Source organism: Ramlibacter lithotrophicus (assembly GCF_012184415.1).
Lineage (GTDB): Bacteria > Pseudomonadota > Gammaproteobacteria > Burkholderiales > Burkholderiaceae_C > Ramlibacter > Ramlibacter lithotrophicus.
Map to the genome: position 1 here is coordinate 600,828 of NZ_VTOX01000002.1, position 23,129 is coordinate 623,956.

Consider the following 23,129-nt stretch of genomic DNA (forward strand, 5'->3'; position numbering starts at 1 on the left):
CAGCATGACGACGCCCCGTCCCGTCCGCTCGCAGTACGAAGACTTCATGCGCCATGTGTACACGCATGGCACGCCCAAGACCGACCGCACCGGCACCGGCACGCGCAGCGTGTTCGGCTACCAGATGCGGTTCGACCTGAACGAGGGCTTCCCGCTGGTGACGACCAAGAAGGTCCACCTCAAGTCGATCATCCACGAGCTGCTGTGGTTCCTCGAAGGCTCCAGCGACAACAACCGGCTGCGCGAACGCGGCGTCACGATCTGGGACGAATGGGCGCGCGAGGACGGCGACCTGGGGCCGGTCTACGGCGTGCAGTGGCGCAGCTGGCCGACGCCCGACGGCGGCCACGTCGACCAGATCGCCGAGGCGGTGAAGACCATCAGGACCAACCCCGACTCGCGCCGCATCATCGTGAGCGCCTGGAACGTCGCCGACATCCCGAAGATGGCGCTGGCGCCCTGCCACGCGTTCTTCCAGTTCTACGTCGCGGACGGCAAGCTCTCGTGCCAGCTGTACCAGCGCAGCGCGGACATCTTCCTGGGCGTGCCGTTCAACATCGCGAGCTACGCCCTGCTGACGCACATGATGGCGCAGCAGTGCGACCTGGGCGTCGGCGACTTCATCTGGACCGGCGGCGACTGCCACATCTACAGCAACCACCACGAACAGGTGGAACTGCAACTGGGCCTCGCGCCGTTTCCTTATCCCACACTGGACATCAGGCGGCGCCCCGCCTCGATCTTCGAATACGAGTACGAGGACTTCGACGTGCAGGACTACCAGTGCCACCCGCCGATCAAGGCGCCGGTGGCCGTGTGATGAAACTCGGGCTGGTCTACGCACGGGCGCGCAACGGCGTCATCGGCAAGGACGGCGCCCTGCCCTGGCACCTGCCCGAAGACCTGGCGCACTTCAAGCGCCTCACCATGGGCGCTCCGGTCATCATGGGACGCCGGACCTGGGAATCGCTGCCGGAGCGTTTCCGGCCGCTGCCAGGCCGCAGCAACATCGTCGTGACCCGGCAGGCGGCGTGGCATGCCGGCGGCGCCAGCCGCGCCGGTTCACTCCAGGAAGCCATCGCCCTGTGCGGGCCGGCGCCCGCCGCCTGGGTGATCGGCGGCGAGCAGCTGTTCGAGCAGGCCCTCCCGCTTGCCGACACCGTGGAGGTGACGGAGATCGACGCGGACTTCGACGGTGACGTCCATGCGCCGGCCCTGGGACCGGAGTGGCGAGAGACCTCACGGGAGCCGCACCGGTCGGCCGGCGGCGTGCCCTTCTCGTTCGTCACCTACCGGAGGGCTGGCGCAGCCTGAGACCATGCGCCTCCTCATCGTCGAGGACGATCCGGCCCTGGGCGACGCGCTTGCTACCGGCCTGCGCCAGCTGGGCCACGTGGTCGATCTCTTTGGCGATGGCCGGCAGGCAGACCTGGCGCTGGCCGAGGTGCCGTACGACGCGCTGGTGCTCGACCTCGGGTTGCCCCACGGCGATGGCCTGGAGTGGCTGCAGCGCTGGCGCGGCCGTGCCCTGAAGCTGCCGATCCTGATCCTCACGGCCCGCGAAGGCGTGTCCAACCGCATTGCCGGCCTGGACCGCGGCGCCGACGACTACCTGGTCAAGCCGATCTCGATCGACGAGCTCGCGGCCCGGTTGCGGGCGGTGATGCGGCGCACGTCCGGCTTCGCGCACCCGGTGTGGCAGCACGGCGCGCTGCAGTACGACGCCGCGGCCAGGGCAGTGCGCTGGAAGGGCCAGCCGGTGGACCTGACGCCGCGCGAACTGGCGCTGCTCGAAGTGCTGCTGGCCAATCCGCAACGCGTGCTCTCCAAGGCGCAGCTGCAGGACAAGCTCTATGACTGGAGCGGCTCCGAGCCCGAGAGCAACGCGCTGGAAGTCTACGTGCACCACCTGCGACGCAAGATCGATCCCGGCATCGTTCGCACGGTGCGCGGCCTGGGCTACGCGCTCGGCTCGGGAGAGCCGGCGCCATGAGCCCCGCCCGGCTGCCCGAAGGGGCGGATTCCCTCCCGGAGGGACAGGGCCGCAGGCCCAAGGGAGCACCGTTGAGCCTGCAGCGGCGGCTGATGCTGTACCTGCTGCTCTCGGCCCCGCTGGTGTGGCTGATGGCCGTCGCCGTCTCGGTGAATCGCGCGCAGCACGACGTCAACGAGCTGTTCGACAGCGAGCTGATCCGGCTGGCGCGCCAGGTGCAGGTGATGCTGGTTCCCGCGGCCGGCAACGCGAAGGCGCCGGCCGCCGTCGTCCGGGGCGCCGGCATCGGCGAGGCCGACCTCAGCGACTTCGCCATCGCGGTGTGGGACGCGGGCGGGCAGCTGTACCTCGCGGACCGCGAAGGGGGCGAGCTGCCACGGCGGCCGGGCACGGCTGGCTTCGTCTCGGAGCAGTTGCACGGGGAACTCTGGCGCGTCTATTACCTGCCCTCTGCCAGCGGCGACTGGCTGGTCGCCGCCGGCCAGAAAGCCTACGAGCGCGACGAGCTCGTCTACGACCTGACGATCTCGCAGGTGCTGCCATGGCTGCTGGTCCTGCCGCTGTTGCTCGCCGCGCTCGCCTGGGCGGTGCGGCGTGCGCTGGCGCCGGTGGTGGCGATCGCCAACGACCTGGAACAGCGCGATGCCGCGAACCTGCAGCCCTTGCCGATGCAGGCCGCGCCGGCGGAGCTCACGCCCTTGCTGCATGCGATCAACGCGCAGTTCGCGCGGGTGGACGCGCTGCTCACGCGCGAACGCCGGTTCACGGCCGATGCGGCACACGAGATGCGCACGCCGCTGGCGGTACTGCGCGCGCAGTGGGACGTCGTGCGGCGCGCCCGCGACGAGCGCGAACGCGGCGAGGCCCAGGCCCGCTTCTCCGCGGGCCTCGACCGGATGGACCGGCTGGTCACGCAGATGCTGGCGCTGTCGCGGGTCGACTCGCGCGCCGCCGCCGCGCAGACAGCCCCCTGGGAGCACGAGGTCGACTGGCCCGCCGTGGTGGAACAGGCCATGAGTGAGTGCCTGCCGCTGGCGGAGCGGCGCCGCATCGAATTCGCGTGCGAATGGCCGCCGGTGCCGCGCGAGGCGCTGCCGCTGCTGGGCGACGCCGAACTGCTCGCCGTCATGCTGCGCAACCTCCTGGACAACGCGGCTCGTTACGCCCCGCCCGGCACGCTGGTGACGGTGCGCTTCTCGCGCGACCGGCTCGAAGTGGAGAACGCCGGCGTCGCGCTCGAGCCGGCGGAACTGGAGCGCCTGGGCGAGCGGTTCCGCCGGCCCGTCGGCCAGCAGGAAAGCGGCAGCGGGCTGGGCATCTCGATCGTGCAGCGGATCGCCGCGCTGCACGGGCTCGCCGTGCGCTTCGGCCCGCGCGAGGACGGCACGGGGATGAAAGTGGTGGTGCGGTTCGCCGCTGCGGCGTCGTCCTGAGCCGCCGCTCGCCTACTTCGCGCGTGCCTTCTCGAGCAACTGGCGCGCTTCCTCGCGCCGACCCGCGTCCGCCAGCTCGCGTCCGGCCCGCGGCGGCGCCTGCAGCGCCCGCTCGAGGTAGCTCACGGCCTCCAGCGGCTGCCCGGTCTCGACGAGGTACTCGCCGTAGAAGAAGTTGGGATCGATCCCCTTGGGATTGAGCGCCAGCGACCTGCGCAGCAGCTCGCTGGCCCTGGCCTTGTCGCCGAAGCCCAGGGGCCAGCCGGGCACCTTGTAGTACAGGACGCCGAGGCTGTTGTAGGCGGAGCCGTCGAGGACATTGCCGTCGATCTGGATCGCGGCCTCGTAGAGCGCCTTGGCCTGCTTGACCAGCGACAGCGCCCCGAGCCCGCCGCGCTCGCCGGCGAGCGAGCTCACGATGATGCCCTCCCAGACCAGCGGTTCGGCCCGGCCCGGGTTGCTCTCACTGACTTTGTGGGCCTTCGCGGCCAGTGCCTCGAAACGCTGCCCGCGCTCGGCCGCAGCGGCGCGGTAGCGGATCGCTTCCCACTCGCGCTGCAACTGCGCGACCTCATCGCCGGCGGGAGCCGCCTGGACGGCGGGGGCCAGCAGTGCGAGCGCGCCGCAGGCGAAGGCGGCCGCGAGGCCGGCGCGGCGGGCGCGGCCGGACAGAGTCAGGGCGTTCATGTCGGTATCCTCTCGGGGGTTTCAGGGGTTCGTGCGGAAGTTGGATCGGGGACGAGTTCCAGGCTGCGGCGGTGCCGGCGGAAACTGCCGTCCAGCCAGGTCGGCGCCAGGCCGTTGATACGCACGGCCAGCCGCTCCGGAAAGCCCAGGAACCGCTCCGCCGCCTCGTCCTCCAGCAGCCGGACCATGGCCGCGGCCACGGCCGCCGGCTCGTCGACGGCCGCGCCGGTCGCACGGTTGTACGCCTGCACCTGGCCGTCGTTGAAATCGGTGCGTGTGGTGCGCGGTCCCAGGTACTGCACGCGCACCGGCGTGCCGGCAAGCTCGCGCCGCAACGCTTCGGCAAACCCGCGCAGGCCGAACTTGCTGGCCGAATAGAGGGAATAGCCCGGCAGCCCGATTCGCCCGAGCGCCGAGCCGACGCAGATCACTTGCGCCCGAGCCTGCCGCGCCAGGTGCGGCAACAGCAGCCGCGTCAGCAGCATCGGCGCCAGCAGGTTCGCCTGCAGCACCCGGAGCATCGACTCCGCGTCGTGCCGGGCCAACGCGCCGAAGGCCGGCGTGCCGGCGTTGTGGATCACCACGTTGCAGCCCCACGCGGCCGCCTCGGCGGCGAGCCGCTCGACTTGCGCGGGATCCGCGAGGTCGGCCGTGGCCCAGGTGACGCGAGGTTCCGGACCGAGGGCCCGTGCCTGGGCCGACAGCCGCGCCGGGTGACGCCCGGCCAGCAGAACGCCGGCCCCGGCGCCGACCAGGGCGGCGGCCGCTTCCCGGCCGATGCCGCCGCTGGCGCCGGTAAGCAGGACGCGCGCGTGCAGCGGCTTCATGCTGCCTCCGCCAGGCGGTGGGCGGTGCTCGCCTGCGGCAGGGGCAACTCGCGGAACACGTCGCCGTACAGGCGGTAGAACGCACGGGCGGCATGCACGATCGCGTCGCGGTCGCCCGCGTCTTCGATGCGGTCCATCAGCAGCCCGAAGTGCGCCGTGTGCTCCCGGTCCAGCAGGCCGTGCGAGCGCAGGTAACGGAAGGCGGCGTCCGGCAGCGCCAGCGCGCGCTGGATCTGGTCGGCGGCCGCGAGGGCCAGCGCGACACTGGTGCCTTCGAGCACGTGCACCATGCCGAAGAATCCCAGCGGGTTGCCGCGCGCGATGGTGTCGTATGCATACGCCACCATCACTTCGGTGGCATGCCCGGGGCGTCCGGCGCGTACGGCCTGCACGTCGGCGCCGCACGCACGCAGATCGTCGAGGATCCACTCGTCGTGGCCCTGCTCTTCCGCAACGTACTCTTCCAGCGGCCCGTCCAGCCACGCGTGCCGCGGCGGCAGCGCGCGGCGGCAGGCCTGCAGCAGCGGCACGGTGTGGCGCACGTGGTGATATGCCTGCGCCAGGAAGGCGGCGTAACTGGCGGGCGACACCTCGCCGCGCAGGCAGCCCTGGATGATGGGTGCGCCCAGCAGATGGCGGCGGGCGTCGGCGGTGCGTTCCTGCAATTCGAGATGAAAGCCCATGGGTCCTCTTCAGGGTGTGGTTGAAAGTGCATCGGCGTGCGCTCGCCAGATCGCGGCGCGCTGCGGCCGGCCGTTGGCGGTGGCGAAGCCGGATTCGGCGTTGAAGGCGGCCCGCGCGCGGACCCAGCGCGCGACGCGCGCGTAGTCGGGCAAGCCGGCGTTGGCTGCGTCGACGGCCGCCTGCAGTTGCGCGTCGCTCGATCCGGGCGCGACCGGCCAGAGCACCGCAGCGAGCGACGGCTCGCCGTCGCCGGACACCACGGCGTGTGCGATCACGGTTTGCGCCTGCAGCGCCTGTTCAATCCACTCGGGCGAGACATTGCGGCCAAACGACGTGATCAGCAGGTCCTTCTTGCGGCCGCGGACATGCACGAAACCGTCATCGTCGATGCGGCCCAGGTCGCCGGTGGGCCACCAGGGCGGCGGCGCGACGGTGTCCCCGAGGTAGCCGGCCATGAGGCTGCCGGCCACCTCGATCTCGCCGTCCGCGGCGACGCGCACCCGGGCATGCGGCAGCGGCCGGCCGGCGCTGCCCGGCCGGTCGGCGTCCGGAAGGTTGAGGGTCTGTACCGAAGCGCCTTCGGACAGGCCGTAGCCCTCGTACGCCGGAATGCCCGCGCTGCGGGCGGCGCCGAGCAGGCGCTCGCCGACCGCTGCGCCGCCCACGGCCACCAGCCGCAGCGACGACGGCGCGCGCAGGCGCCGCTGTCCCAGCCACCCCGTCCACGCGCGCAGCATCTGCGGCAGCAGGATCAGGCTGTGCGGCTGGTGCCGCTCGACGGCGCCGTGAAACTGCGCGGGATCGAAGGTGGAGGACCCGGCCAGGCCCAGCTCGGCCAGCCGCGGCACCACGCAGGTGGCATGGCGTGCCAGCGGCGCCAGCAGTCCCGCCACGTTTTCGAGCAGCACCGGCAACGGCAGGACGCACAGGTGCCGCCGGATGTCCAGCGCGCGCGTGGCCACGACCAGCCCGTCGGCGACGGCCTGCGTGGCGTCGTGCGACAGGCACACACCCTTGGGCGTGCCGGTGGTGCCTGAGGTGAAAGTGATCTTGCCGGTGCCGGCGGGCAGGGGCACCGGGACGGCATGCAGGCGCACGATCGCCAGTTCCTGCCCGGCCATTTCGACCAGCCGCGGCGGCGCCGCGCCAAGCGCGCGCGCCAGGGCGCCCGCATACAGCAGCGGCGCCAGCAGCGTGTCGACCCCCGCGCTGCGCAAGGCGTGCTCCAGTTGCTGCGGCGAGAAGAACGCCGGCAGCGGCACGTGGACGACGCCGGCGCGGGCGGCCGCGCCGTCCGCAACCACCCAGGCGGCGCCGTTGTCCAGGAGCGTCGCCATCACATGCACGTCGTGGGCGATGAACAGACCCGCGGCGCACCGGTACTCCGCGTCCAGTTGCTCACGCGTCCACCGGCGATCGCCGTCGTCGAGGGCTGCCAGTCCGGCGTCCACCGGTGGCGGGCGCAGTCTCGTCATTTCGCTGCCGCGCCGAGCGCCAGTCGCTGCCGGTGGCGGCGCAGCGCCGGCGCGAGGTCACCCGCCAGCACCACGGGGTCGTGCTCGTAATAGCTGCCCCACGCGGCGCCATCTCCCTCGAGCGCGCCGGCATCGGCCTTGGCGAGCGCCAGCGGCGTGATGCCCAGCCGGGGCAGCAGATGCCGCAGTTCCTGAGTCAGCGTGCAGACGATCCAGCGGAATCCCTGGCGGGCCAGGTGCTCGCCGAGACGAACCATCAATTGCCGGCCCGCGCCAGGCCGAGCCGCCGAAAGATGGCCGATCTCGACGATCTCGCGCCGGGCAGGACCGGCGTGCAGATGCCGGGCGAGCACCGATTCGACGGGCGCGCCAAGGTACGACTCCAGGAACAGCGGGGCGCCGGCGGCGGCGCGGTAGCCCGCCGCGGCCACGATCGCGCCGTCAGCCGCATCGCGCAACGTGACCAGCACCGGCGCGAAGCCGGTCACGGTCGCCCCAAAGCGGCGTGCGAACACGCCGGCGATGAAGTCCTCGACCTGTGGCCGGCCGGGATCGCCTGCCCGGTGCAGCTGCAACTGCGGCGCCTCGAGCTCCGTGCCTGCCATGGGCATCGGCATGGGCATGGGCGCCGGATCGCGCGGCACGGTCGTCATCAACATCCATCCTCCCTGGGTACACAGCCGAGTTCCATCACCCGGCCTCGCACAGATGGTGTCGGGGTGCGCTTAATGGCGGCTTAACGGCCAGTGGCCGCAGTGAATAGAATCGGCCGGCCCATGAAGATCACCACCTGGAACGTCAACTCCCTCACCGCGCGGCTGCAGCACGTGCTGGACTGGACCGCCGCGAATCCGGTGGACGTGCTGTGCCTGCAGGAGCTCAAGCTCACCGACGACAAGTTCCCGCTCGACGCGCTGCGCGATGCCGGGTACCCGCACTGCGCGGTGTTCGGGCAGAAGACCTACAACGGCGTCGCGATCATGAGCCGGCAGCCGCTGCGCGACGTCGCGAAGAACATCGCCGGCTATGCCGACGAGCACTCACGGGTAATCGCGGCGACCGTCGACGGACCCGACGGCGAGCTGCGGCTGGTCAACGGCTATTTCGTCAACGGGCAGGCGCCCGGCACGGACAAGTTCGCCTACAAGATGAACTGGCTGGCCGGCCTGAACCGCTATGTCTGCGACGAGTTGCAGCGGCATCCGCGACTGGTGCTGCTCGGCGACTTCAACATCGCGCCGGAAGACCGCGACTCGTGGGACCCCGAGGGCCTGCGCGACACGATCCACCACACGCGCGAGGAGCGCGAACATTTCCACGGACTGCTCGGGCTGGGCCTGTGCGACGGCTTCCGTCTCTTCGAACAGCCGGAAAAGAGTTTCAGCTGGTGGGACTACCGCATGCTCGGCTACCAGAAGAACCGCGGCCTGCGCATCGACCACATCCTGGTGAGCGAACCGTTGCGCGAGCACGTGCGAGGGTGCGCCATCGACCGCGTCCCGCGCAAGTGGAAGCAGCCGAGCGACCACGCGCCGGTGACGCTGGAGCTCTGAGGCGCTCGCGCAGCCGTCAGTCGAGGTCAGCGGAATCCGCGAGGGCGAAGGTCCGCGCGGTCTTGCGTTCCACCCACGGCGCCGTAGTAATGTCGAAAGCCTTGAAGTGCGGCGTCTGCTGGTGTGCGGCAAACGCCGCCGCGTCGTCGTAGAGCTCGTACAGGAACACGAGCGAGCGATCTTTCTCGCTGAAGGCGACGTCGAACCGGCGGCAGCCAGGCTCGTCGGTGCGCGAGGCGCGGGCGTTGTTCACCATCTCGGCCCGGAACGCGTCGACGAAGCCCGGCTTGATGACGAAATCGACGGTGACCACGAACATGCCGCCTCCCGCGCCGTTCACCGGTTCACGTGCCGGATGGCATCGATCACGGCGGCGGTGATCTCCTTCGTGCCGTCGGTGCCGCCGAACTCCCAGGGCCGAACGCTGCTGCGCGCGAACACCCCGTCCACGGCGCCCTGCAGCACGTCCGCCGCGTCGGTGCAGGCGCGCAGGTCATGCCGCTCGCCCAGCCATTCGAGCATCATCGCCGCCGACAGCAGCATCGCCGTGGGATTGGCCTTGCCCTGGCCGGCGATGTCAGGCGCCGAGCCGTGGGAGGGCTGGAACAGGGCATGCTTGTCGCCGAGGTCGCCCGAGGGCGCCATGCCCATGCCGCCGATCAGCCCGGCGCCGAGGTCGGACAGGATGTCGCCGAACTGGTTCTCGGTCGGCACGACGTCGTACTCCCAGGGCTTGCGCAACAGGTTCAGCGCCATGGCGTCGATGTAGCAGTGGTCGGCGGCGATGTCCGGGAAGCGTTCGGCGCGCTCCCGGAAGATCCTGTTCGAGAACGCCATCGAAGCGAACACGTTCGCCTTGTCGACGCACGTCACCTTGCCCTTGGCGGGATTGCGCGCCTTGCGCCGCTGCGCCAGCCGGAACGAGAAGTCGAACACGCGCTCGCTGCCCTTGCGCGTGATGCGGCAGGTGTCGAACGCCTCGACGTCGCCGCGCACGTCGGCCTTGCCGCGCGAATAGAACCAGCCTTCGGTCTGCTCGCGGATGATGACCAGGTCGATCTCGCGGGCGCGGGGGTCGGCCAGCGCCAGCGGCACGCCGGCGAGCGCGCGGATCGGGCGGACGCCGGCGTACAGCTCGAGGTGCGTGCGGATGTCGAGCTGCGGCGCGATCTCGGTGCCGTCCGGGTAGCGGATGTGCGGCAGGCCCATGGCGCCGAACAGGATCGCGTCGGCCTGCTCGCACGCCGTCATCGATGGCTCCGGAAACGCCACGCCGGTGTCGGCATACAGCTGCGCGCCCCCGGGCCGGTGGTCATACGCCAGCCGGAACCCGCCCACGCGCTGCTGCAGCGCCTCCAGGGCCGCCAGGCAGGCCTGCATGACCTCGACGCCGATCCCGTCCCCGGGCAGCACCACGATGTTGAACTTGTTGTCGGTTGGCATGAAGGGTCCCTTGAAGTGGCGGGTCACAACTGGTGCAGGCGGTAGCGCTCGATGATCGCCAGCAGCTCGCGGCTGCCGCGTTCCCGGTGGGCGCGCGTGCAGGCGAAGGCGCCCGCGGCGTCGCCGGCGCGGATGCGCTCGACCAGCTCGCGGTGCTCCTCGGTCGAGTCCACCGGCTTGGGCCGCAGGCGCAGCGTGAACATGCGCGCGCGGTGCGCGCGGTCCCAGAAATTCAGCACCGTCTGCTTCAGCAGGCGGTTGCCGCACAGGTCGATCAGCGTGCGGTGGAAGCGCTCGTCGGCTTCGGCCCAGGCGTCCAGGTCATTGGCGCGCAGCGCACGCGCCATGTCGCGCGAGGCGGCCTCCAGCGGCTTGAGCTCGTCGGGCCCCGGCCGGCGCCGCGCCGCCAGTTCCGCGGCCATCGATTCGAGGGCCGTCAGCGTTTCGTAGATCTCACGCATGTCCGTCGCCGACAGCGGCAGCACCCGCACGCCGTGGCGCGGCACGATCTCGACCAACCCCTCGTTGCGCAGCCGGATCATCGCTTCGCGCAGCGGCGTGCGGCTGATGCCCAGCTCCTCGGCGAGTGCCTGTTCCAGCGCCTGATGCCCCGGCGGGTACACGTTGTCCAGGATGCGCTGCCGCACCGCCTCGTATGCCGCGTCGACCAGCGACGTGCGGACGGCCGACGGGGGCGCGGCGGAGCCGGCGGCGCGGCTGCGCGGCGTCCGGTGCACGGGGGCGCGGGCCGCCGCCATCAGCCCTGCATCCCCCAGCGCTGCACCGTGCGGGCGGCGATCGTGCGAAAGACGATGTTCTCCACCGCCAGTCCGATGAGGATCACGCTGAACAGGCCGGCGAAGACGCTGGCGATCTCGAGCTGGTTCTTGTTCTCGAAGATGAACCAGCCGAGCCCGCCGCTGCCGGACGAGACCCCGAACACCAGTTCGGCGGCGATCAGCGTGCGCCAGGCGAAGGCCCAGCCGATCTTGAGGCCGGTGAGGATGCTCGGGAAGGCGGCGGGCACCAGGATCTTCGCCACGTACGGCAGGCCGCGCAGCCCGTAGTTGCGGCCCACCATGCGCAGCGTGTTGGAGACCGCCATGAAGCCCGAATGCGTGTTCAGCGCCACGGCCCACAGCACCGAGTGGATCAGCACGAACACCAGGCTGCCGGTGCCCAGTCCGAACCAGATCAGGGCCAGCGGCAGCAGCGCGATGGCCGGCAAGGGGTTGAACATCGCCGTCAGCGTCTCGACCAGGTCAGTGCCTATGCGCGACGTGATCGCCAGCGTGGTGAGGATCGCCGCCAGCGCCAGCCCGGCGGCATACCCGATCAACAGGATGCGGATCGAATACCAGGCCTTGCCCAGCAAGCCGCCGGTCAGCACCGCGTCCCGGAAGGCGATCACCGTGTCGAGGAACGTCGGAATCAGCAGCGGATTGGCCAGACGCATGGCGTACAACTGCCACACGAGCGCCAGCACCGCCAGCAGCGTCGCCTTGCGCAAGGCACCGTTGTTCCACGCCCGCTCCCACAGCGACAGCGGCCGCTCGACCACGCTGAAGCGGGCCGCGTCGGGCGGGTCGCGGTAGATGTTGGGCCGCAGCGGCAGCGTCTCAGGCATGGCTGGCCTCCCTGGCGGCGGGCTCGTCGGCGAACAGCAGCCGGTGGATGGTGTCTTCCAGCTCGGCGCGCTGCTTCGCGTCGCCGTGCTGCGGCAGGCCGTCCAGTTCCGCCTTCACCTGGCCCGGGTGCGGCGTCAGCAGCAGGATGCGGCTGCCGATCACCACGGCCTCGGGAATCGAATGGGTGACGAACAGCACCGTGAAACGCGTGTCGTCCCACAGCTGCAGCAGTTCCTCCTGCATCTTGCGGCGAGTGAGCGCGTCCAGCGCTGCAAAGGGCTCGTCCATCAGCAGGATGTCGGGTTCCATGGCCATCCCGCGCGCGATCGCCACGCGCTGCTTCATCCCGCCGGAGAGGGTATGCGGAAAGCTGTCGGCGAAGCCGGTGAGGTTGACCTTGTCGATGTAGTGCATCGCCTTCTCGGCCGCCTCGCGCGGCGACAGCTTGCCGCTGGCGGTGAGCGCGAAGGCGACGTTCTGCGCCACCGTCTTCCAGGGCAGCAGCTGGTCGAATTCCTGGAACACCATCATGCGGTCCGGGCCAGGGCGGCCGATGCGCTCGCCCTTGAGCCGGATCTCGCCCTCGACCGGCGCCAGGTACCCGCCCACCGCCTTGAGCAGCGTCGACTTGCCGCAGCCGGACGGCCCCAGCAGCACGAAGCGGTCGGAGCGCAGCACCTGGAAGTCGACCCGGTAGGTCGCCGTCACCAGGTGGTCGCGGGTCTTGTACTGCAGGGTGACGCCACGCACGTCCAGCAGCGGTGCGCCCGCTGCCGGCGCCAGTGCCGGCGACCCCGTCTCGCTGGTCGAGAGATCCATGCCGTCAGCTGCCCGCCATGGAGTGGGCGTTCGGGAAGAACATGTCCTTCCAGTTCGCCGGCTTGACCTTCAGGCTGCCGGTCTTGTACATGAACTCGGCCAGCGGCACGGTGTTCTTGGGCGTCAAAGCGAACTCGATGCCAGGCGCGTTCATGATCGCCAGCAGCTCCTCCAGCGGCATCTTGTCCTTGGTCATGCGCAGGTAGGTCTCGGCGGCCGTCCGCTGGTTCTTGTTGATGAACTCGGTGGCCTCCTGCAGCGCGCCCAGGAAGGCCGCGTAGGCCTTGGGGTTGCCCTGCTGGAACTTGGAGTGGGCGGCGATGACGTTGAACGAGATCGGCCCCCCGAGGATCTCGGTCGACGTGATCACCTTGCGCACGCCCGGCTTGGCCATCTCCTTCTGGATGAAGGGCGGCGAGGTGAAGTGGTTGTTGATCTCGCCCGCGCCCGACATGAAGGCGACCATGCCGTCGCTGTGCGTCATCGACACCGTCAAGGGATCGAGCTTCGCCTTCTCGGCTTCGCCGAACTCCTTGGCGGCCCACATCTGCAGCAGCGTCGCCTGCAGCGAAACCTTCACGGCGGGCAGCGCGATCTTGTCCTTCTCGGTGAAGTCGCGGATGCCCTTGATGTGGTCGCTGCGGGTGTTGAGCTGCAGCGGGATGAAGTTCAGGCCCGAGACGCCCTTGACCTGGCCGCCGGTCTTGGCCCAGATGGTCGCGATGCCTGTGGGGCCCAGGCAGACGAAGTCGACGCTGCCCGAGAGCAGCGCGTCGTTCATGACGTCGCTGGAACGGAAGGTCGCCCAGTTGACCTTGACGTCGCCGAGGCCCTGCGCCTTGGCGTGCTTCTCGACCAGCTTCTGGTCCTCCATCACGATCAATTGCAGGTAGCCCAGCCCGTACTGCTTGGCGATGCGGATTTCGTTCGGCTCGCCTCGCGCCGGCAGCGCCGCGAACAGCGAGGCGGCCAGGAACGCGAGCAGCACCGGGAAAGAACGCCGTTTCATCGTCTGTCTCCTTTGTCGATCTGCCGGACCGGCCGGCTGGCACGGTCCGCAGGCATCGTAGACGACAACGTATACGTTGTTCAAGGCGCCCCGGCGCCGCCGGGCTCGGGGCTTTCCCTGACGCGCGTGCAGACACTGACGGTTCAGGGAGGCCGCCGAGGCGTTGATCGATGTCTCACGCCGCAGGCGCGCCGGTCGACTGGAGCAACGCGCAAGGCGACCACCTCATGAGGGAGGTCCGGCTCCGCCGGCCTCTCTCATCCGATCCACCACCACTTTGAAAACGCGCAGCGTTTTCGAAGTGAATCACTGCCGGTCGACTGGAGCAACGCGCAAGGCGACCACCTCATGAGGGAGGTCCGGCTCCGCCGGCCTCTCCCATCCGATCAAACCACTTTGAAAACGCGCAGCGTTTTCAAAGTGCCTACTCCAGGCCGAGTTCCTGGATCTTGCGCGTGATGGTGTTGCGGCCGATGCCCAGTTTCTGCGCCGCCTCGATGCGTCGGCCGCGCGTGTTGTGCAGCGCCGTGAGGATCAGGCGCGACTCGAAGCGGCGCGTCAGCTGGTCCCACACGTCGGCCTGGCCGCGCATGAGCAGGTCCATGGCCTCGGCCTCGAGGCCGGCTTCCCAGCTCGCAACCCCACCGTTCGCCGCCGCGAGGGGACGGGCGATCGCCGGCGCCTGCAGCGGGTGCGCTTCCGGCGCGGGCGTGCCAGCAAGGGCCGCCTCGCCCGGCGTGGCCGCAGCGACTTCCGGCGGCAGGTCCTTCGGCTCGATCAGTTGGGCCGGCGCCATCACGGTGAGCCAGTGGCAGATGTTCTCCAGCTGCCGCACGTTGCCGGGGAAGCCGAAGGCCGACAGCCGCGCCAGTGCCGCTTCCGAGATGCGTTTTGGCTCCACCCCGAGCTGATGGGCGCTGGCCTGCAGGAAATGCCGCGCCAGCACCGGGATGTCGTCGGCGCGCTCGCGCAGCGCCGGCAGGCGCAGCCGGATCACGTTCAGCCGGTGGAACAGGTCCTCGCGGAAGGCGCCGTCCTTCACCCGCTGCTCCAGGTCCTGGTGGGTGGCGGCGATCACGCGCACGTTCGCCTTCACCGCCTGGTGTCCGCCGACCCGGTAGAAGTGGCCGTCGGACAGCACGCGCAGCAATCGCGTCTGCAGGTCGAACGGCATGTCGCCGATCTCGTCGAGGAACAGCGTGCCGCCTTCGGCCTGCTCGAAGCGCCCGCGCCGCATGGCCTGGGCGCCGGTGAAGGCGCCGCGCTCGTGGCCGAACAGCTCGCTCTCCAGCAGGTCCTTCGGGATCGCCGCCGTGTTGATCGCGACGAAGGGACCGGCGGCCCGCGGCGAGTGCTTGTGCAGCGCCCGCGCGACCAGTTCCTTCCCTGTGCCGGACTCGCCGGTGATCAGCACGGTGACGTTGCTCTGCGACAGCCGGCCGATCCCGCGGAACACGTCCTGCATCGCCGGCGACTGGCCCAGCATTTCGGGCGCGGCCGCCATGCGCTCCTCGGCCACCTGCTCGCGCTGGCTCTCCTGCACCGCGCGGCGGATCAGCTCCACCGCCTTCGGCACGTCGAACGGCTTGGGCAGGTATTCGAAGGCGCCGCCCTGGAACGCCGACACCGCGCTGTCCAGGTCGGAATAGGCGGTCATGATGATCACCGGCAGGCCGGGATGCTTCTCGCGCACCTTCGTCAGCAGGTCCAGACCGGAGCCGCCCGGCATGCGGATGTCGCTCACCAGGATCTGCGGCCCGTCGTCCGCGGTCTCGCCGTCCAGCGCCTGCAGCACTTCGCGCGCGCTGGTGAAGCTGCGGGTGGGCAGGTCCTCCCGCAGGAGCGCCTTTTCCAGCACGAAGCGGATGGATTGGTCATCGTCAACGATCCAGATCGGCTTCATGCCAGGTTCTCCATGTGTCGTGCTCAGGGCAGCGGAATCAGGATCCTGAAATCCGTCCGCCCCGGCACGCTGTCGCACTCGATGAGGCCATGATGCTGCTGCACGAAGGTCTGTGCCAGCGTCAGTCCGAGCCCGGATCCGTCTTCGCGCCCGGAGACCAGCGGGAAGAAGATCCGGTCGCGGATCGCGTCGGGAACACCCGGCCCGTTGTCGATCACATGCAATTCCAGTGCCAACCGGTAGCGCTGCTTGCCGAAGGTCACTTGCCGCGCAACCCGGGTGCGAAACACCAGTTGCCCGTCGCCGGCGGCGATGCGCTCGGCCAGTGCCTGGCACGCGTTGTGGGCGATGTTGAGCACGGCCTGGATCAGCTGCTCGCGGTCGCCGCGGAACTCGGGGATCGACGTGTCGTAGTCGCGCACGACCTCCAGCCCCTTGGGAAACTCGGCCAGCACCAGCGAGCGCACCCGCTCGCAGACCTCGTGGATGTTGACGTCGCCCACCACGTGGGGCTTGCGGTGCGGCGCCAGCAGCCGGTCCACCAGCGTCTGCAGCCGGTCCGCCTCGTGGATGATCACGCGCGTGTATTCCTTGAGGTCGCGCGAATCGACCTCCATCTCCAGCAATTGCGCCGCGCCGCGGATGCCGCCCAGCGGATTCTTGATCTCGTGCGCGAGGTTGCGGATCAGCTCCTTGTTGGCCTGCGCCTGGTCCAGCAGCCGCTCCTCGCGGTCCTGCCTGGCCTGGGCCTCCAGCGGCAGCAGTTCGACCACGAATTCGCCGGGACGGTCGGTCTGCGCCACCACCACATGAACCGGGAGCGGTTCGGCCGGCGCCGGCCGCACCAGGCGCGCGTCGTAGCGCAGCGCGGCAAATTCGTTGCTGCGCGCCCCGCCGAGGGCATGGCGCAGCAGCTGCGGTTCGGTGAACGAGCGGCTGAAATCGGAGCCGAGGATGGCGCGCCGCGAACTGCCCAGGGCGTCCTCCAGCGCGGAATTGGCGAACAGCACGGCGCCGTTGCCGCCGACCACGGCCACGAGCGTGGCGAGCAGGTCCAGCGACTGGAAGCGGGCGAGCGGGACGGCCGGCGGGTTCAAGCCCTCATTTTGGCGCGGGCAGGCGCGCCAGCTCCCGCTTGATGCCGGCGATGTCGTTCTCGCTGCGCGCGATGTTGGACTTCAGCTCGGCCACCCGGTCCAGGTACTTCTGGTAGTTGCGCGTCTCCGGCCCCAGCTTCTCGGGCTCGCCGTTGTTGTATTCCTTGAGCAGCTCCGCGCGGCGCGCCTCGGCCTTCTTCAACTCGGATTCCAGGATCGTGCGTGCTTCGGCGTCGCGCGCGCGCTGGGCGTCGCCGTCGATGCGCTGGCTCGCCGTCGTCTGCGGCGCCGTGGCGATGCGCGTCGTGGGCGTGCCGCCGTTCACCTTCGTGCCTTCGACGACGGTGATGTTGCCGCCCTCCATCGGCTTGCAACCCTTGGCCTGGGCTTCGGCCTGGTTGTTGGTGTAGGTGTTGCCGCACCGCCAGATGCGGGTCTGGGCGGTGCCGGACAGCGCGGGGGCGGCAATGGCGAGCGCAATCAGGAAGCGGTACTTCATCGGGCAGGGCTCCTCGCGCCGGGCCGGCGCAGGATGGCCTTGCAGTATCGCGCAACTCTTCAAGAAAACCAACTAACCCGTTGATCCACAAAGAAAAGGACGGCGCCAGCCGTCCTTTTTTCACACCATCCGGCGGCCCCGCCGGACGAGCCGGAGGGGCCTTCGCGCATCAGAGCGAGTAATACATGTCGAACTCGATCGGGTGCGTCGTCATGCGGAAGCGCGTGACTTCCTGCATCTTCAGTTCGATGTACGCGTCGATCATGGTGTCGGTGAACACGCCGCCCTTGGTCAGGAAGCTGCGCTCGCGGTCCAGGTAGTCCAGCGCCTGGTCCAGGCTGTGGCACACGGTCGGGATCTTCGCGTCCTCTTCCGGCGGCAGGTGGTACAGGTCCTTGGTGGCGGCTTCGCCCGGATGGATCTTGTTCTCCACGCCGTCCAGGCCGGCCATCAGCATGGCGGCGAAACCGAGGTAGGGGTTGCAGGTCGGGTCCGGGAAGCGCACTTCGATCCGGCGGCCCTTCGGATTGGCGACGTACGGAATGCGCACCGACGCCGAGCGGTTGCGGGCGGAGTACGCCAGCTTGACCGGCGCCTCGAAGCCGGGCACCAGGCGCTTGTAGCTGTTGGTGCCGGGGTTCGTGATGGCGTTCAGTGCGCGGGCGTGCTTGATGATGCCGCCGATGTAGTACAGCGCGAAGTCCGACAGGCCCGCATAGCCGTCGCCGGCGAACAGGTTCTTGCCGTCCTTCCAGACCGACTGGTGCACGTGCATCCCGGAGCCGTTGTCGCCGACGACCGGCTTGGGCATGAAGGTTGCCGTCTTCCCGTAGGCATTGGCGACGTTCTGGATCACGTACTTCATCATCATGGTCCAGTCGGCGCGCTGGACCAGGGTGCTGAACCGGGTGCCGATTTCGTTCTGGCCGGCGCCGCCCACCTCGTGGTGGAACACTTCGACGGGGATCCCCAGGGACTCGAGGATCAGCGACATTTCGGCCCGCATGTCCTGTGTGCTGTCGACCGGCGGCACCGGGAAGTAGCCGCCCTTCATCGTCGGCCGGTGCCCCTTGTTGCCGCCGTCGATCTTCTTGCCGCTGTTCCAGGGCGCCTCGTATTCGTCGATCTCCACGAAGCAGCCGGAGGCGTCGGCGTTCCAGCGCACGTCGTCGAAGATAAAGAACTCGGGCTCGGGACCGAAGAACGCGGTGTCGCCCAGGCCGGAAGCCTTCAGGTAGGCCTCGGCCCGCTTGGCGATCGAGCGCGGGTCGCGGTCATAGGCCTTGCCGTCGCCGGGCTCCAGCACGTCGCAGGACAGGAACAGCGTGGTCTCTTCGAAGAACGGGTCGATGTTGGCCGTGTTCGGGTCCGGCATCAGCAACATGTCGGACGCCTCGATGCCCTTCCAGCCGGCCATGGACGAGCCGTCGAAGGCGTGGCCCGCCGAGAACTTGTCCTCGTCGAAATGCGAAACCGGCACGGTGACGTGTTGCTCCTTGCCGCGGGTGTCGGTGAAGCGGAAGTCGACGAACTTGACTTCGTTTTCCTTCACCATCTTCATGACGTCGGCGACGGTCTTGGCTGCTGCCATCTGGATTCTCCTGAGGGGGTCAAAATGTCTGGACGGGGACCGGGGATGCACGTTCTGTGCCACAGCTGGTGCATGGCGCCGCCGCCGAGGTGGGCGATTGTCTCCCATCTTCGGGGCATGTCGAGACCGGGATGTGACACTTTTCACTGCGTCGCACGTCCAATCTGGTGCACCGATGGCGCACCTCATCGGTGCGACGGACTTAACGCACCAATTCGGGGCCCAGGCGGACGCCCAGCGCCCGCAGCCCCGTCACCAGCTGCCGGTAGGCCGGATCGATGATCGCGGGGTCGCCCTTGACCCCGAGGTCGATGTGGCGCCCATACTCGGGATGGTCGACGCTGGGCAGGCTGAACACCTTGACCCCCGGGTGGTCGCGCTCCACGGCTTCCATCAACGGCGTGAGGGTCGCCTCCATGGAGCCGTGGACGATCACCGACTTCTCGGCGTACGGCTGGCGGTGGAACAGCTGGCGGTATTGCTGGTCCAGCACCCATTCCATCATCGGCCACGCCATCACCGGAAAACCCGGCACGAAGTGGACGTGGCCCACGCTGAAGCCGGGGATCTTGTTGTAGGGGTTCGGGATCAGGCGGGCGCCGCGCGGGAAGACGCCCATGTTCAGGCGGTGGACGTTGTCCGGGCGGTCCGGCTCGTACGCAACGCCCTGCTCCCGCGCCACGTCCTGCATCCGCTCGCGGATCAGCGCCTCCGCCTGCGGATGCAGCTCGATCGGAACGCCGAGCGCACGCCCGGCGCATTGCCGCGTGTGGTCGTCCGGGGTCGCCCCGATGCCGCCGCACGAGAACACCACATCGCCCGACGCGAAGGCCCGCTGCAGCGTGGCCGTGATGCGCTCCGGCGCGTCGCCTACATACTCGGCCCACGCCAGCTGCAGGCCGCGGGCCGCGAGCAGTTCGATCGCCTTGGGCATGTGCTTGTCGGCACGCTTGCCGGACAGGATCTCGTCGCCGACGATCACGAGGCCGAAGGCGCGCGGTTCGGGCGGAAGGGGTGGTGGCGTCATCCGCCAATCCTACCGAGACCGGGACGTTCCGGGGCTCCCGTACCATCGCCGGATGGACAAGATACGGGTGAATGGCGTTGGAATCGAAGTTCAGCGGGTGCCCGGGCCGGACGGCGGACGGCGGGTCCCGATCGTCTTTCTGCACGAGGGCCTGGGATCGGTCGCGATGTGGCGCGATTGGCCGGCACAGGTATGCGCCGCGGCCGCGCGCCCGGGCATCGTCTACTCCAGGCGCGGCTACGGGCGGTCCGACCCGGTCCCGGACGTGCGGGGCCGCGGGCGCCTGGGGCCGGACTACATGCATCGCGAGGCGTTCGAGGTGCTGCCGGCATTGCTGGCGGCCCTGCAGGTCGAGGCGCCCGTCCTCCTCGGCCACTCCGACGGCGGCACCATCGCCCTCCTCCACGCCAGCCGCTTCCCCGTGACCGCCTGCGTGGTGATGGCGCCGCACGTCATCGTGGAGGACTGCTCGGTGTCGTCGATCGAGGCGGCGCGCGGCGCCTTCGAAGCCAATGGCCTGCGCGACCGGCTGCGGCGCTATCACGCCGACGTGGATGGCGCCTTCTGGCAGTGGAACGACATCTGGCTGAGCCCCGCCTTCCGCGACTTCGACATCCGGGCCGAATGCCGCGGCATCGAAGCGCCGCTATTGGCAATCCAGGGGGAGGACGACCCCTACGGCACGCTGCGCCAGATCCACGAGATCGAGCCGCGGGGACGTTACGTCACGCAGGTGCTCGCGCAGTGCGGGCATTCGCCGCACCGCGACCAGCCGGAACGGACGAAGCGCGCGGTGGCGGATTTCCTGGCCGGGCTGCCTTGATCAGGCCGGTTGCAGTGCCGCCAGGTCGGCGGGAGTGAGCCAGCGCCACTGGCCCGGCGCCAGGTCGGCCGGCAGCTCCAGCCTGCCGATGCGCGAGCGGTGCAGCCCCTCCACGCGGTTGCCGACAGCGGCCACCATCCGCTTGACCTGGTGGTACTTGCCTTCGGTGAGCGTGAGCCGCAGTTGCCGATCGCCCGTGCTCTCGCAGGCGGCGGCACGCACCGGACGCGGGTCGTCGTCGAGCACGACGCCGGCGAGCAGTTTCCCCACCTGGGGCGCGTCGACCGGGTGCTTCGTGGCCACTTCGTACACCTTCGGCACGTGCCGCCGCGGCGAATTCATGCGGTGGATGAACTGGCCGTCATCCGTCAGCAGCAGCAGCCCGGTCGTATCCTGGTCCAGCCGCCCCACCGCCTGCACGCCGACGGCGCCGCCCTTCTGCGGCCGCTGGCGCAGCGGCGCCGGCAGCAGCGTGTAGATGCTGGGATAGGCGGACGGCTTGCTCGAGCACTCGGTTCCGGCCGGCTTGTGCAGCATGAGGTACACCCGTTCCTGATACGGCCAGTCGACGCCGTCGACCGAGAAGACGAGCCCCGCGACCGGAAATTCGGCGGCCGCGTCCGTGACGAGCGCGCCGGCCACCCGGACATGGCCCTGCTGGACCAGTCCGGCGCAGATCCGCCGCGTGCCAAAACCCTGCGTGAAGAGCACTTCCTGCAATTGCATGGGTCGAAGTATCGCGCGGGCACGCGATTTGCTCAGGACTGCCAGGGGCGCCATGAAGATTCAGACGACGCGGGCCGGAATGGCGGCAGCACTGCTGGCCGCGGCGCCGTGCTGGCCAGCGCAATGGTTCGCCGTCGGCGGGCCCAGGGAAGCGACAGCCGGTCCGCTGGTCGAAGTCGACCTGGAAACGCTGGGCCCACCCCGGCGCGGCGGCGAGGCGGTGATCCGCGTGAGCTACGCGGCGCCGCAGGCGCACGAGGACGGGTTCCGCTACCGCTCGTTCGTGGGGAATGCCCGGTTCGACTGCCAGCGGCAGGTCATCAGCCTGACCAGCGCGGCGTTCTACCGGCTCCCGCAGGGGCAAGGAGAGCGCGTGGGCACCAACAGCAGCGGCAGCGTCTCGGGCATGCCGGCGACGCTGCTGGACAGCATTTCCGCCCGCGAGCGCCAGGCGCTCCTGCGCGCCAGCTGCGCGACGGCGCAGCCGGCATCGTGAGCTACCGGCGGCCCGCGAGCTGCCGCTCCAGCGGCGAGAGTTCCCTGCCCACCCGGTGCAACTGCTCGTAGAGGGCCAGCCGCTGCCGCACATCGCGCGCGGCGGCGATCCGGTTGCGGATGGCGGTGCGCTCGGTCTCCAACTGCGCCACCCGCTGCGTCATGGGCGCAACCTGCTGCGGCGCGAGCGCCGCGGCCGGCGCCGGCCGGGCCGGGTCGAAGTCCCACGCCGCCGGCGGCACGACGGCACAGCCGCCGACGGCGGCGACCAGGATGAGGGCGAGGACAGTGCGCATGGAACCTCCGTGAGACCGCGCCATCGTAGCGCGCCGGCGCGGCCTGCCGCGGCGGCAACGCCGGGTACGATCACGTCTTTCGCCTGCCCGCCACCCGAACCGCATGCAAACCGAAGACCGCTCCGACCTGGCGCACGACCACGTGTTCGACCAGGGGAGCGCGGCCGCCGAACGCGGCACGCGACTGGTGCTGTGGATCACGGCCGCGACCATGGTGCTCGAAATCGTGGCCGGTTGGTGGTTCAACTCGATGGCGCTCACCGCCGACGGGTGGCACATGGGCTCGCACGCGGTGGCGATCGGCCTCAGCGTCCTCGCGTATGCGACGGCCCGGCGTTACGCGAGCGATCCGCGCTTCGCGTTCGGAACCTGGAAGATCGAGATCCTGGGGGGTTTCGCCAGCGCGGTCTGCCTGCTCGGCGTGGCCGCCATGATGGTCGCCGGGTCCGTCGAGCGCTTGCTCGCGCCGCAGCCGATCCAGTATCGCGAAGCCCTGGCCGTCGCCTGCCTGGGCCTGGCCGTGAACATCGCGTGCGCCGCGATCCTGGGCCGGGCGCACCATCACGATCACGGGCACGACCATGAGCACGGGCACGGGCACCATCACGACCTGAACCTGAAGTCGGCCTACGTGCACGTGATCACGGACGCCGCGACTTCGGTGCTGGCCATCGTGGCCCTGGGCGGCGGCTGGCTGTACGGATGGTCATGGCTGGACCCGGCGATCGGCATCGTCGGGGCGATCGTGGTGGCGCTGTGGGCCAGGGGGCTGATCGTCGAGACGGCCAAGGTGCTGCTCGATCGCGAGATGGACCACCCGGTGGTCGACGAGATCCGGGCCGCCGTGGAAGCGGGCCCCGGCGGCAGCGTCCGCATCACCGACCTGCACGTGTGGCGGGTGGGCCGGCAGGTCTATTCGTGCGCCTTGACGGTGGTCAGCGACGACCCCGCGCTCACGCCCGGCGAGGTGCGGCGCCGGCTGGCGCAGCACGAGGAGATCGTGCATTCGACGATCGAGATCCACTTGGCGGCCGGCGCGCTGCCCGCCGCGTCGTAGCGCCCCGTCCGGACGAAAGAAAGCCCAGCGCGAAGGCTGGGCCATCCTGGATGGAAACCGTCGA

Annotated in this window: 26 protein-coding genes; 8 read left to right on the forward strand and 18 right to left on the reverse strand. The window is 69.8% G+C overall.

Annotation, left to right across the window (positions count from 1 at the left end):
- Nucleotides 1–4 precede the first annotated feature (4 nt).
- The 4 genes from RAMLITH_RS08930 to RAMLITH_RS08945 all read left to right on the forward strand — a co-directional run bounded on the left by RAMLITH_RS08930 (nt 5) and on the right by RAMLITH_RS08945 (nt 3,426).
- Entirely contained in the window at nt 5–820 is an 816-nt protein-coding gene (locus RAMLITH_RS08930; RefSeq protein ID WP_168107007.1) for a thymidylate synthase, read from the forward strand.
- The gene (locus RAMLITH_RS08935; protein WP_168107008.1) at nt 820–1,314 is read left to right on the forward strand and encodes a dihydrofolate reductase; all 495 of its coding nucleotides are present in this window, start codon (nt 820–822) and stop codon (nt 1,312–1,314) included. The genes RAMLITH_RS08930 and RAMLITH_RS08935 overlap by 1 nt, the downstream gene beginning before the upstream one ends.
- Before the next feature lie 4 nt (nt 1,315–1,318).
- Entirely contained in the window at nt 1,319–1,993 is a 675-nt protein-coding gene (locus tag RAMLITH_RS08940) for a response regulator transcription factor (protein WP_168107009.1), read from the forward strand.
- 71 nt (nt 1,994–2,064) lie between these two features.
- Nucleotides 2,065–3,426, forward strand: a complete 1,362-nt coding sequence (locus tag RAMLITH_RS08945) for an ATP-binding protein (protein WP_238344081.1) — start codon at nt 2,065–2,067, stop codon at nt 3,424–3,426.
- A gap of 12 nt (nt 3,427–3,438) precedes the next feature.
- Here the strand turns inward: RAMLITH_RS08945 and RAMLITH_RS08950 are convergent, their stop codons facing one another.
- The 5 genes from RAMLITH_RS08950 to RAMLITH_RS08970 are packed head-to-tail and all read right to left on the reverse strand — an operon-like array spanning nt 3,439 to nt 7,758.
- Nucleotides 3,439–4,113 (reverse strand): tetratricopeptide repeat protein, encoded by a 675-nt coding sequence (locus RAMLITH_RS08950; protein WP_238344082.1) that lies wholly within the window; start codon nt 4,111–4,113, stop codon nt 3,439–3,441.
- Nucleotides 4,110–4,940: an SDR family oxidoreductase gene (locus RAMLITH_RS08955; protein ID WP_168107011.1), complete on the reverse strand. Its 831-nt coding sequence runs from the start codon at nt 4,938–4,940 to the stop codon at nt 4,110–4,112. Before RAMLITH_RS08955 ends, RAMLITH_RS08950 begins: the two co-directional genes overlap by 4 nt.
- Complete coding sequence (locus RAMLITH_RS08960; RefSeq protein ID WP_168107012.1) at nt 4,937–5,623, reverse strand: iron-containing redox enzyme family protein; 687 nt, start codon at nt 5,621–5,623, stop codon at nt 4,937–4,939. The genes RAMLITH_RS08955 and RAMLITH_RS08960 overlap by 4 nt, the downstream gene beginning before the upstream one ends.
- 9 nt (nt 5,624–5,632) lie before the next feature.
- Nucleotides 5,633–7,099 (reverse strand): AMP-binding protein, encoded by a 1,467-nt coding sequence (locus RAMLITH_RS08965; protein ID WP_168107013.1) that lies wholly within the window; start codon nt 7,097–7,099, stop codon nt 5,633–5,635.
- The gene (locus RAMLITH_RS08970) at nt 7,096–7,758 is read right to left on the reverse strand and encodes a thermostable hemolysin (protein WP_238344083.1); all 663 of its coding nucleotides are present in this window, start codon (nt 7,756–7,758) and stop codon (nt 7,096–7,098) included. Before RAMLITH_RS08970 ends, RAMLITH_RS08965 begins: the two co-directional genes overlap by 4 nt.
- Before the next feature lie 117 nt (nt 7,759–7,875).
- Between RAMLITH_RS08970 and xth the strand changes: the two genes are divergently transcribed.
- Entirely contained in the window at nt 7,876–8,652 is a 777-nt protein-coding gene (gene xth / locus RAMLITH_RS08975) for an exodeoxyribonuclease III (RefSeq protein WP_168107014.1), read from the forward strand.
- Nucleotides 8,653–8,668: 16 nt separating this feature from the next.
- Here xth and RAMLITH_RS08980 read toward each other — a convergent pair whose 3' ends face one another.
- From RAMLITH_RS08980 to RAMLITH_RS09030, 11 genes are all read right to left on the reverse strand, one after another.
- A complete protein-coding gene (locus tag RAMLITH_RS08980) occupies nt 8,669–8,971 on the reverse strand; it encodes a putative quinol monooxygenase (RefSeq protein ID WP_168107015.1) in 303 nt (100 codons plus the stop codon).
- 17 nt (nt 8,972–8,988) lie between these two features.
- Complete coding sequence (locus RAMLITH_RS08985; protein ID WP_168107016.1) at nt 8,989–10,095, reverse strand: isocitrate/isopropylmalate dehydrogenase family protein; 1,107 nt, start codon at nt 10,093–10,095, stop codon at nt 8,989–8,991.
- Nucleotides 10,096–10,118: 23 nt separating this feature from the next.
- Nucleotides 10,119–10,853 carry a GntR family transcriptional regulator gene (locus RAMLITH_RS08990; protein WP_168107017.1) on the reverse strand — a complete coding sequence of 245 codons (735 nt, stop codon included), beginning with the start codon at nt 10,851–10,853 and terminating at the stop codon, nt 10,119–10,121.
- Nucleotides 10,853–11,722, reverse strand: a complete 870-nt coding sequence (locus RAMLITH_RS08995; protein ID WP_168107018.1) for an ABC transporter permease — start codon at nt 11,720–11,722, stop codon at nt 10,853–10,855. The genes RAMLITH_RS08990 and RAMLITH_RS08995 overlap by 1 nt, the downstream gene beginning before the upstream one ends.
- Nucleotides 11,715–12,542, reverse strand: coding sequence for an ABC transporter ATP-binding protein (locus RAMLITH_RS09000; protein WP_168107019.1), 828 nt, complete (start codon nt 12,540–12,542; stop codon nt 11,715–11,717). Before RAMLITH_RS09000 ends, RAMLITH_RS08995 begins: the two co-directional genes overlap by 8 nt.
- A gap of 4 nt (nt 12,543–12,546) precedes the next feature.
- Nucleotides 12,547–13,551: an ABC transporter substrate-binding protein gene (locus RAMLITH_RS09005; protein ID WP_168107020.1), complete on the reverse strand. Its 1,005-nt coding sequence runs from the start codon at nt 13,549–13,551 to the stop codon at nt 12,547–12,549.
- Between the two features lie 424 nt (nt 13,552–13,975).
- A complete protein-coding gene (gene ntrC, locus RAMLITH_RS09010) occupies nt 13,976–15,454 on the reverse strand; it encodes a nitrogen regulation protein NR(I) (protein WP_168107021.1) in 1,479 nt (492 codons plus the stop codon).
- A 23-nt stretch (nt 15,455–15,477) separates the two neighbouring features.
- Nucleotides 15,478–16,512, reverse strand: a complete 1,035-nt coding sequence (glnL, locus tag RAMLITH_RS09015; protein WP_238344119.1) for a nitrogen regulation protein NR(II) — start codon at nt 16,510–16,512, stop codon at nt 15,478–15,480.
- Nucleotides 16,513–16,555: 43 nt separating this feature from the next.
- A complete protein-coding gene (locus RAMLITH_RS09020) occupies nt 16,556–17,050 on the reverse strand; it encodes a hypothetical protein (RefSeq protein ID WP_168107023.1) in 495 nt (164 codons plus the stop codon).
- A 169-nt stretch (nt 17,051–17,219) separates the two neighbouring features.
- Nucleotides 17,220–18,641: a type I glutamate--ammonia ligase gene (glnA, locus tag RAMLITH_RS09025; RefSeq protein WP_168107024.1), complete on the reverse strand. Its 1,422-nt coding sequence runs from the start codon at nt 18,639–18,641 to the stop codon at nt 17,220–17,222.
- A 202-nt stretch (nt 18,642–18,843) separates the two neighbouring features.
- The gene (locus tag RAMLITH_RS09030) at nt 18,844–19,668 is read right to left on the reverse strand and encodes a competence/damage-inducible protein A (protein ID WP_168107025.1); all 825 of its coding nucleotides are present in this window, start codon (nt 19,666–19,668) and stop codon (nt 18,844–18,846) included.
- A 52-nt stretch (nt 19,669–19,720) separates the two neighbouring features.
- On the opposite strand from RAMLITH_RS09030, the gene RAMLITH_RS09035 reads away from it, so the two are divergent.
- Nucleotides 19,721–20,491: an alpha/beta fold hydrolase gene (locus tag RAMLITH_RS09035; protein ID WP_168107026.1), complete on the forward strand. Its 771-nt coding sequence runs from the start codon at nt 19,721–19,723 to the stop codon at nt 20,489–20,491.
- On the opposite strand, the gene RAMLITH_RS09040 is transcribed toward RAMLITH_RS09035, so the two are convergent.
- Nucleotides 20,492–21,217, reverse strand: a complete 726-nt coding sequence (locus RAMLITH_RS09040; protein ID WP_168107027.1) for a 16S rRNA pseudouridine(516) synthase — start codon at nt 21,215–21,217, stop codon at nt 20,492–20,494. It abuts the gene before it with no gap.
- A gap of 52 nt (nt 21,218–21,269) precedes the next feature.
- Between RAMLITH_RS09040 and RAMLITH_RS09045 the strand changes: the two genes are divergently transcribed.
- Complete coding sequence (locus RAMLITH_RS09045) at nt 21,270–21,713, forward strand: surface-adhesin E family protein (protein WP_168107028.1); 444 nt, start codon at nt 21,270–21,272, stop codon at nt 21,711–21,713.
- Between the two features lies 1 nt (nt 21,714).
- Here the strand turns inward: RAMLITH_RS09045 and RAMLITH_RS09050 are convergent, their stop codons facing one another.
- The gene (locus RAMLITH_RS09050) at nt 21,715–22,008 is read right to left on the reverse strand and encodes a hypothetical protein (RefSeq protein WP_168107029.1); all 294 of its coding nucleotides are present in this window, start codon (nt 22,006–22,008) and stop codon (nt 21,715–21,717) included.
- A 103-nt stretch (nt 22,009–22,111) separates the two neighbouring features.
- On the opposite strand from RAMLITH_RS09050, the gene dmeF reads away from it, so the two are divergent.
- Nucleotides 22,112–23,065: a CDF family Co(II)/Ni(II) efflux transporter DmeF gene (gene dmeF / locus RAMLITH_RS09055; protein WP_168107030.1), complete on the forward strand. Its 954-nt coding sequence runs from the start codon at nt 22,112–22,114 to the stop codon at nt 23,063–23,065.
- Nucleotides 23,066–23,129: the final 64 nt, after the last annotated feature.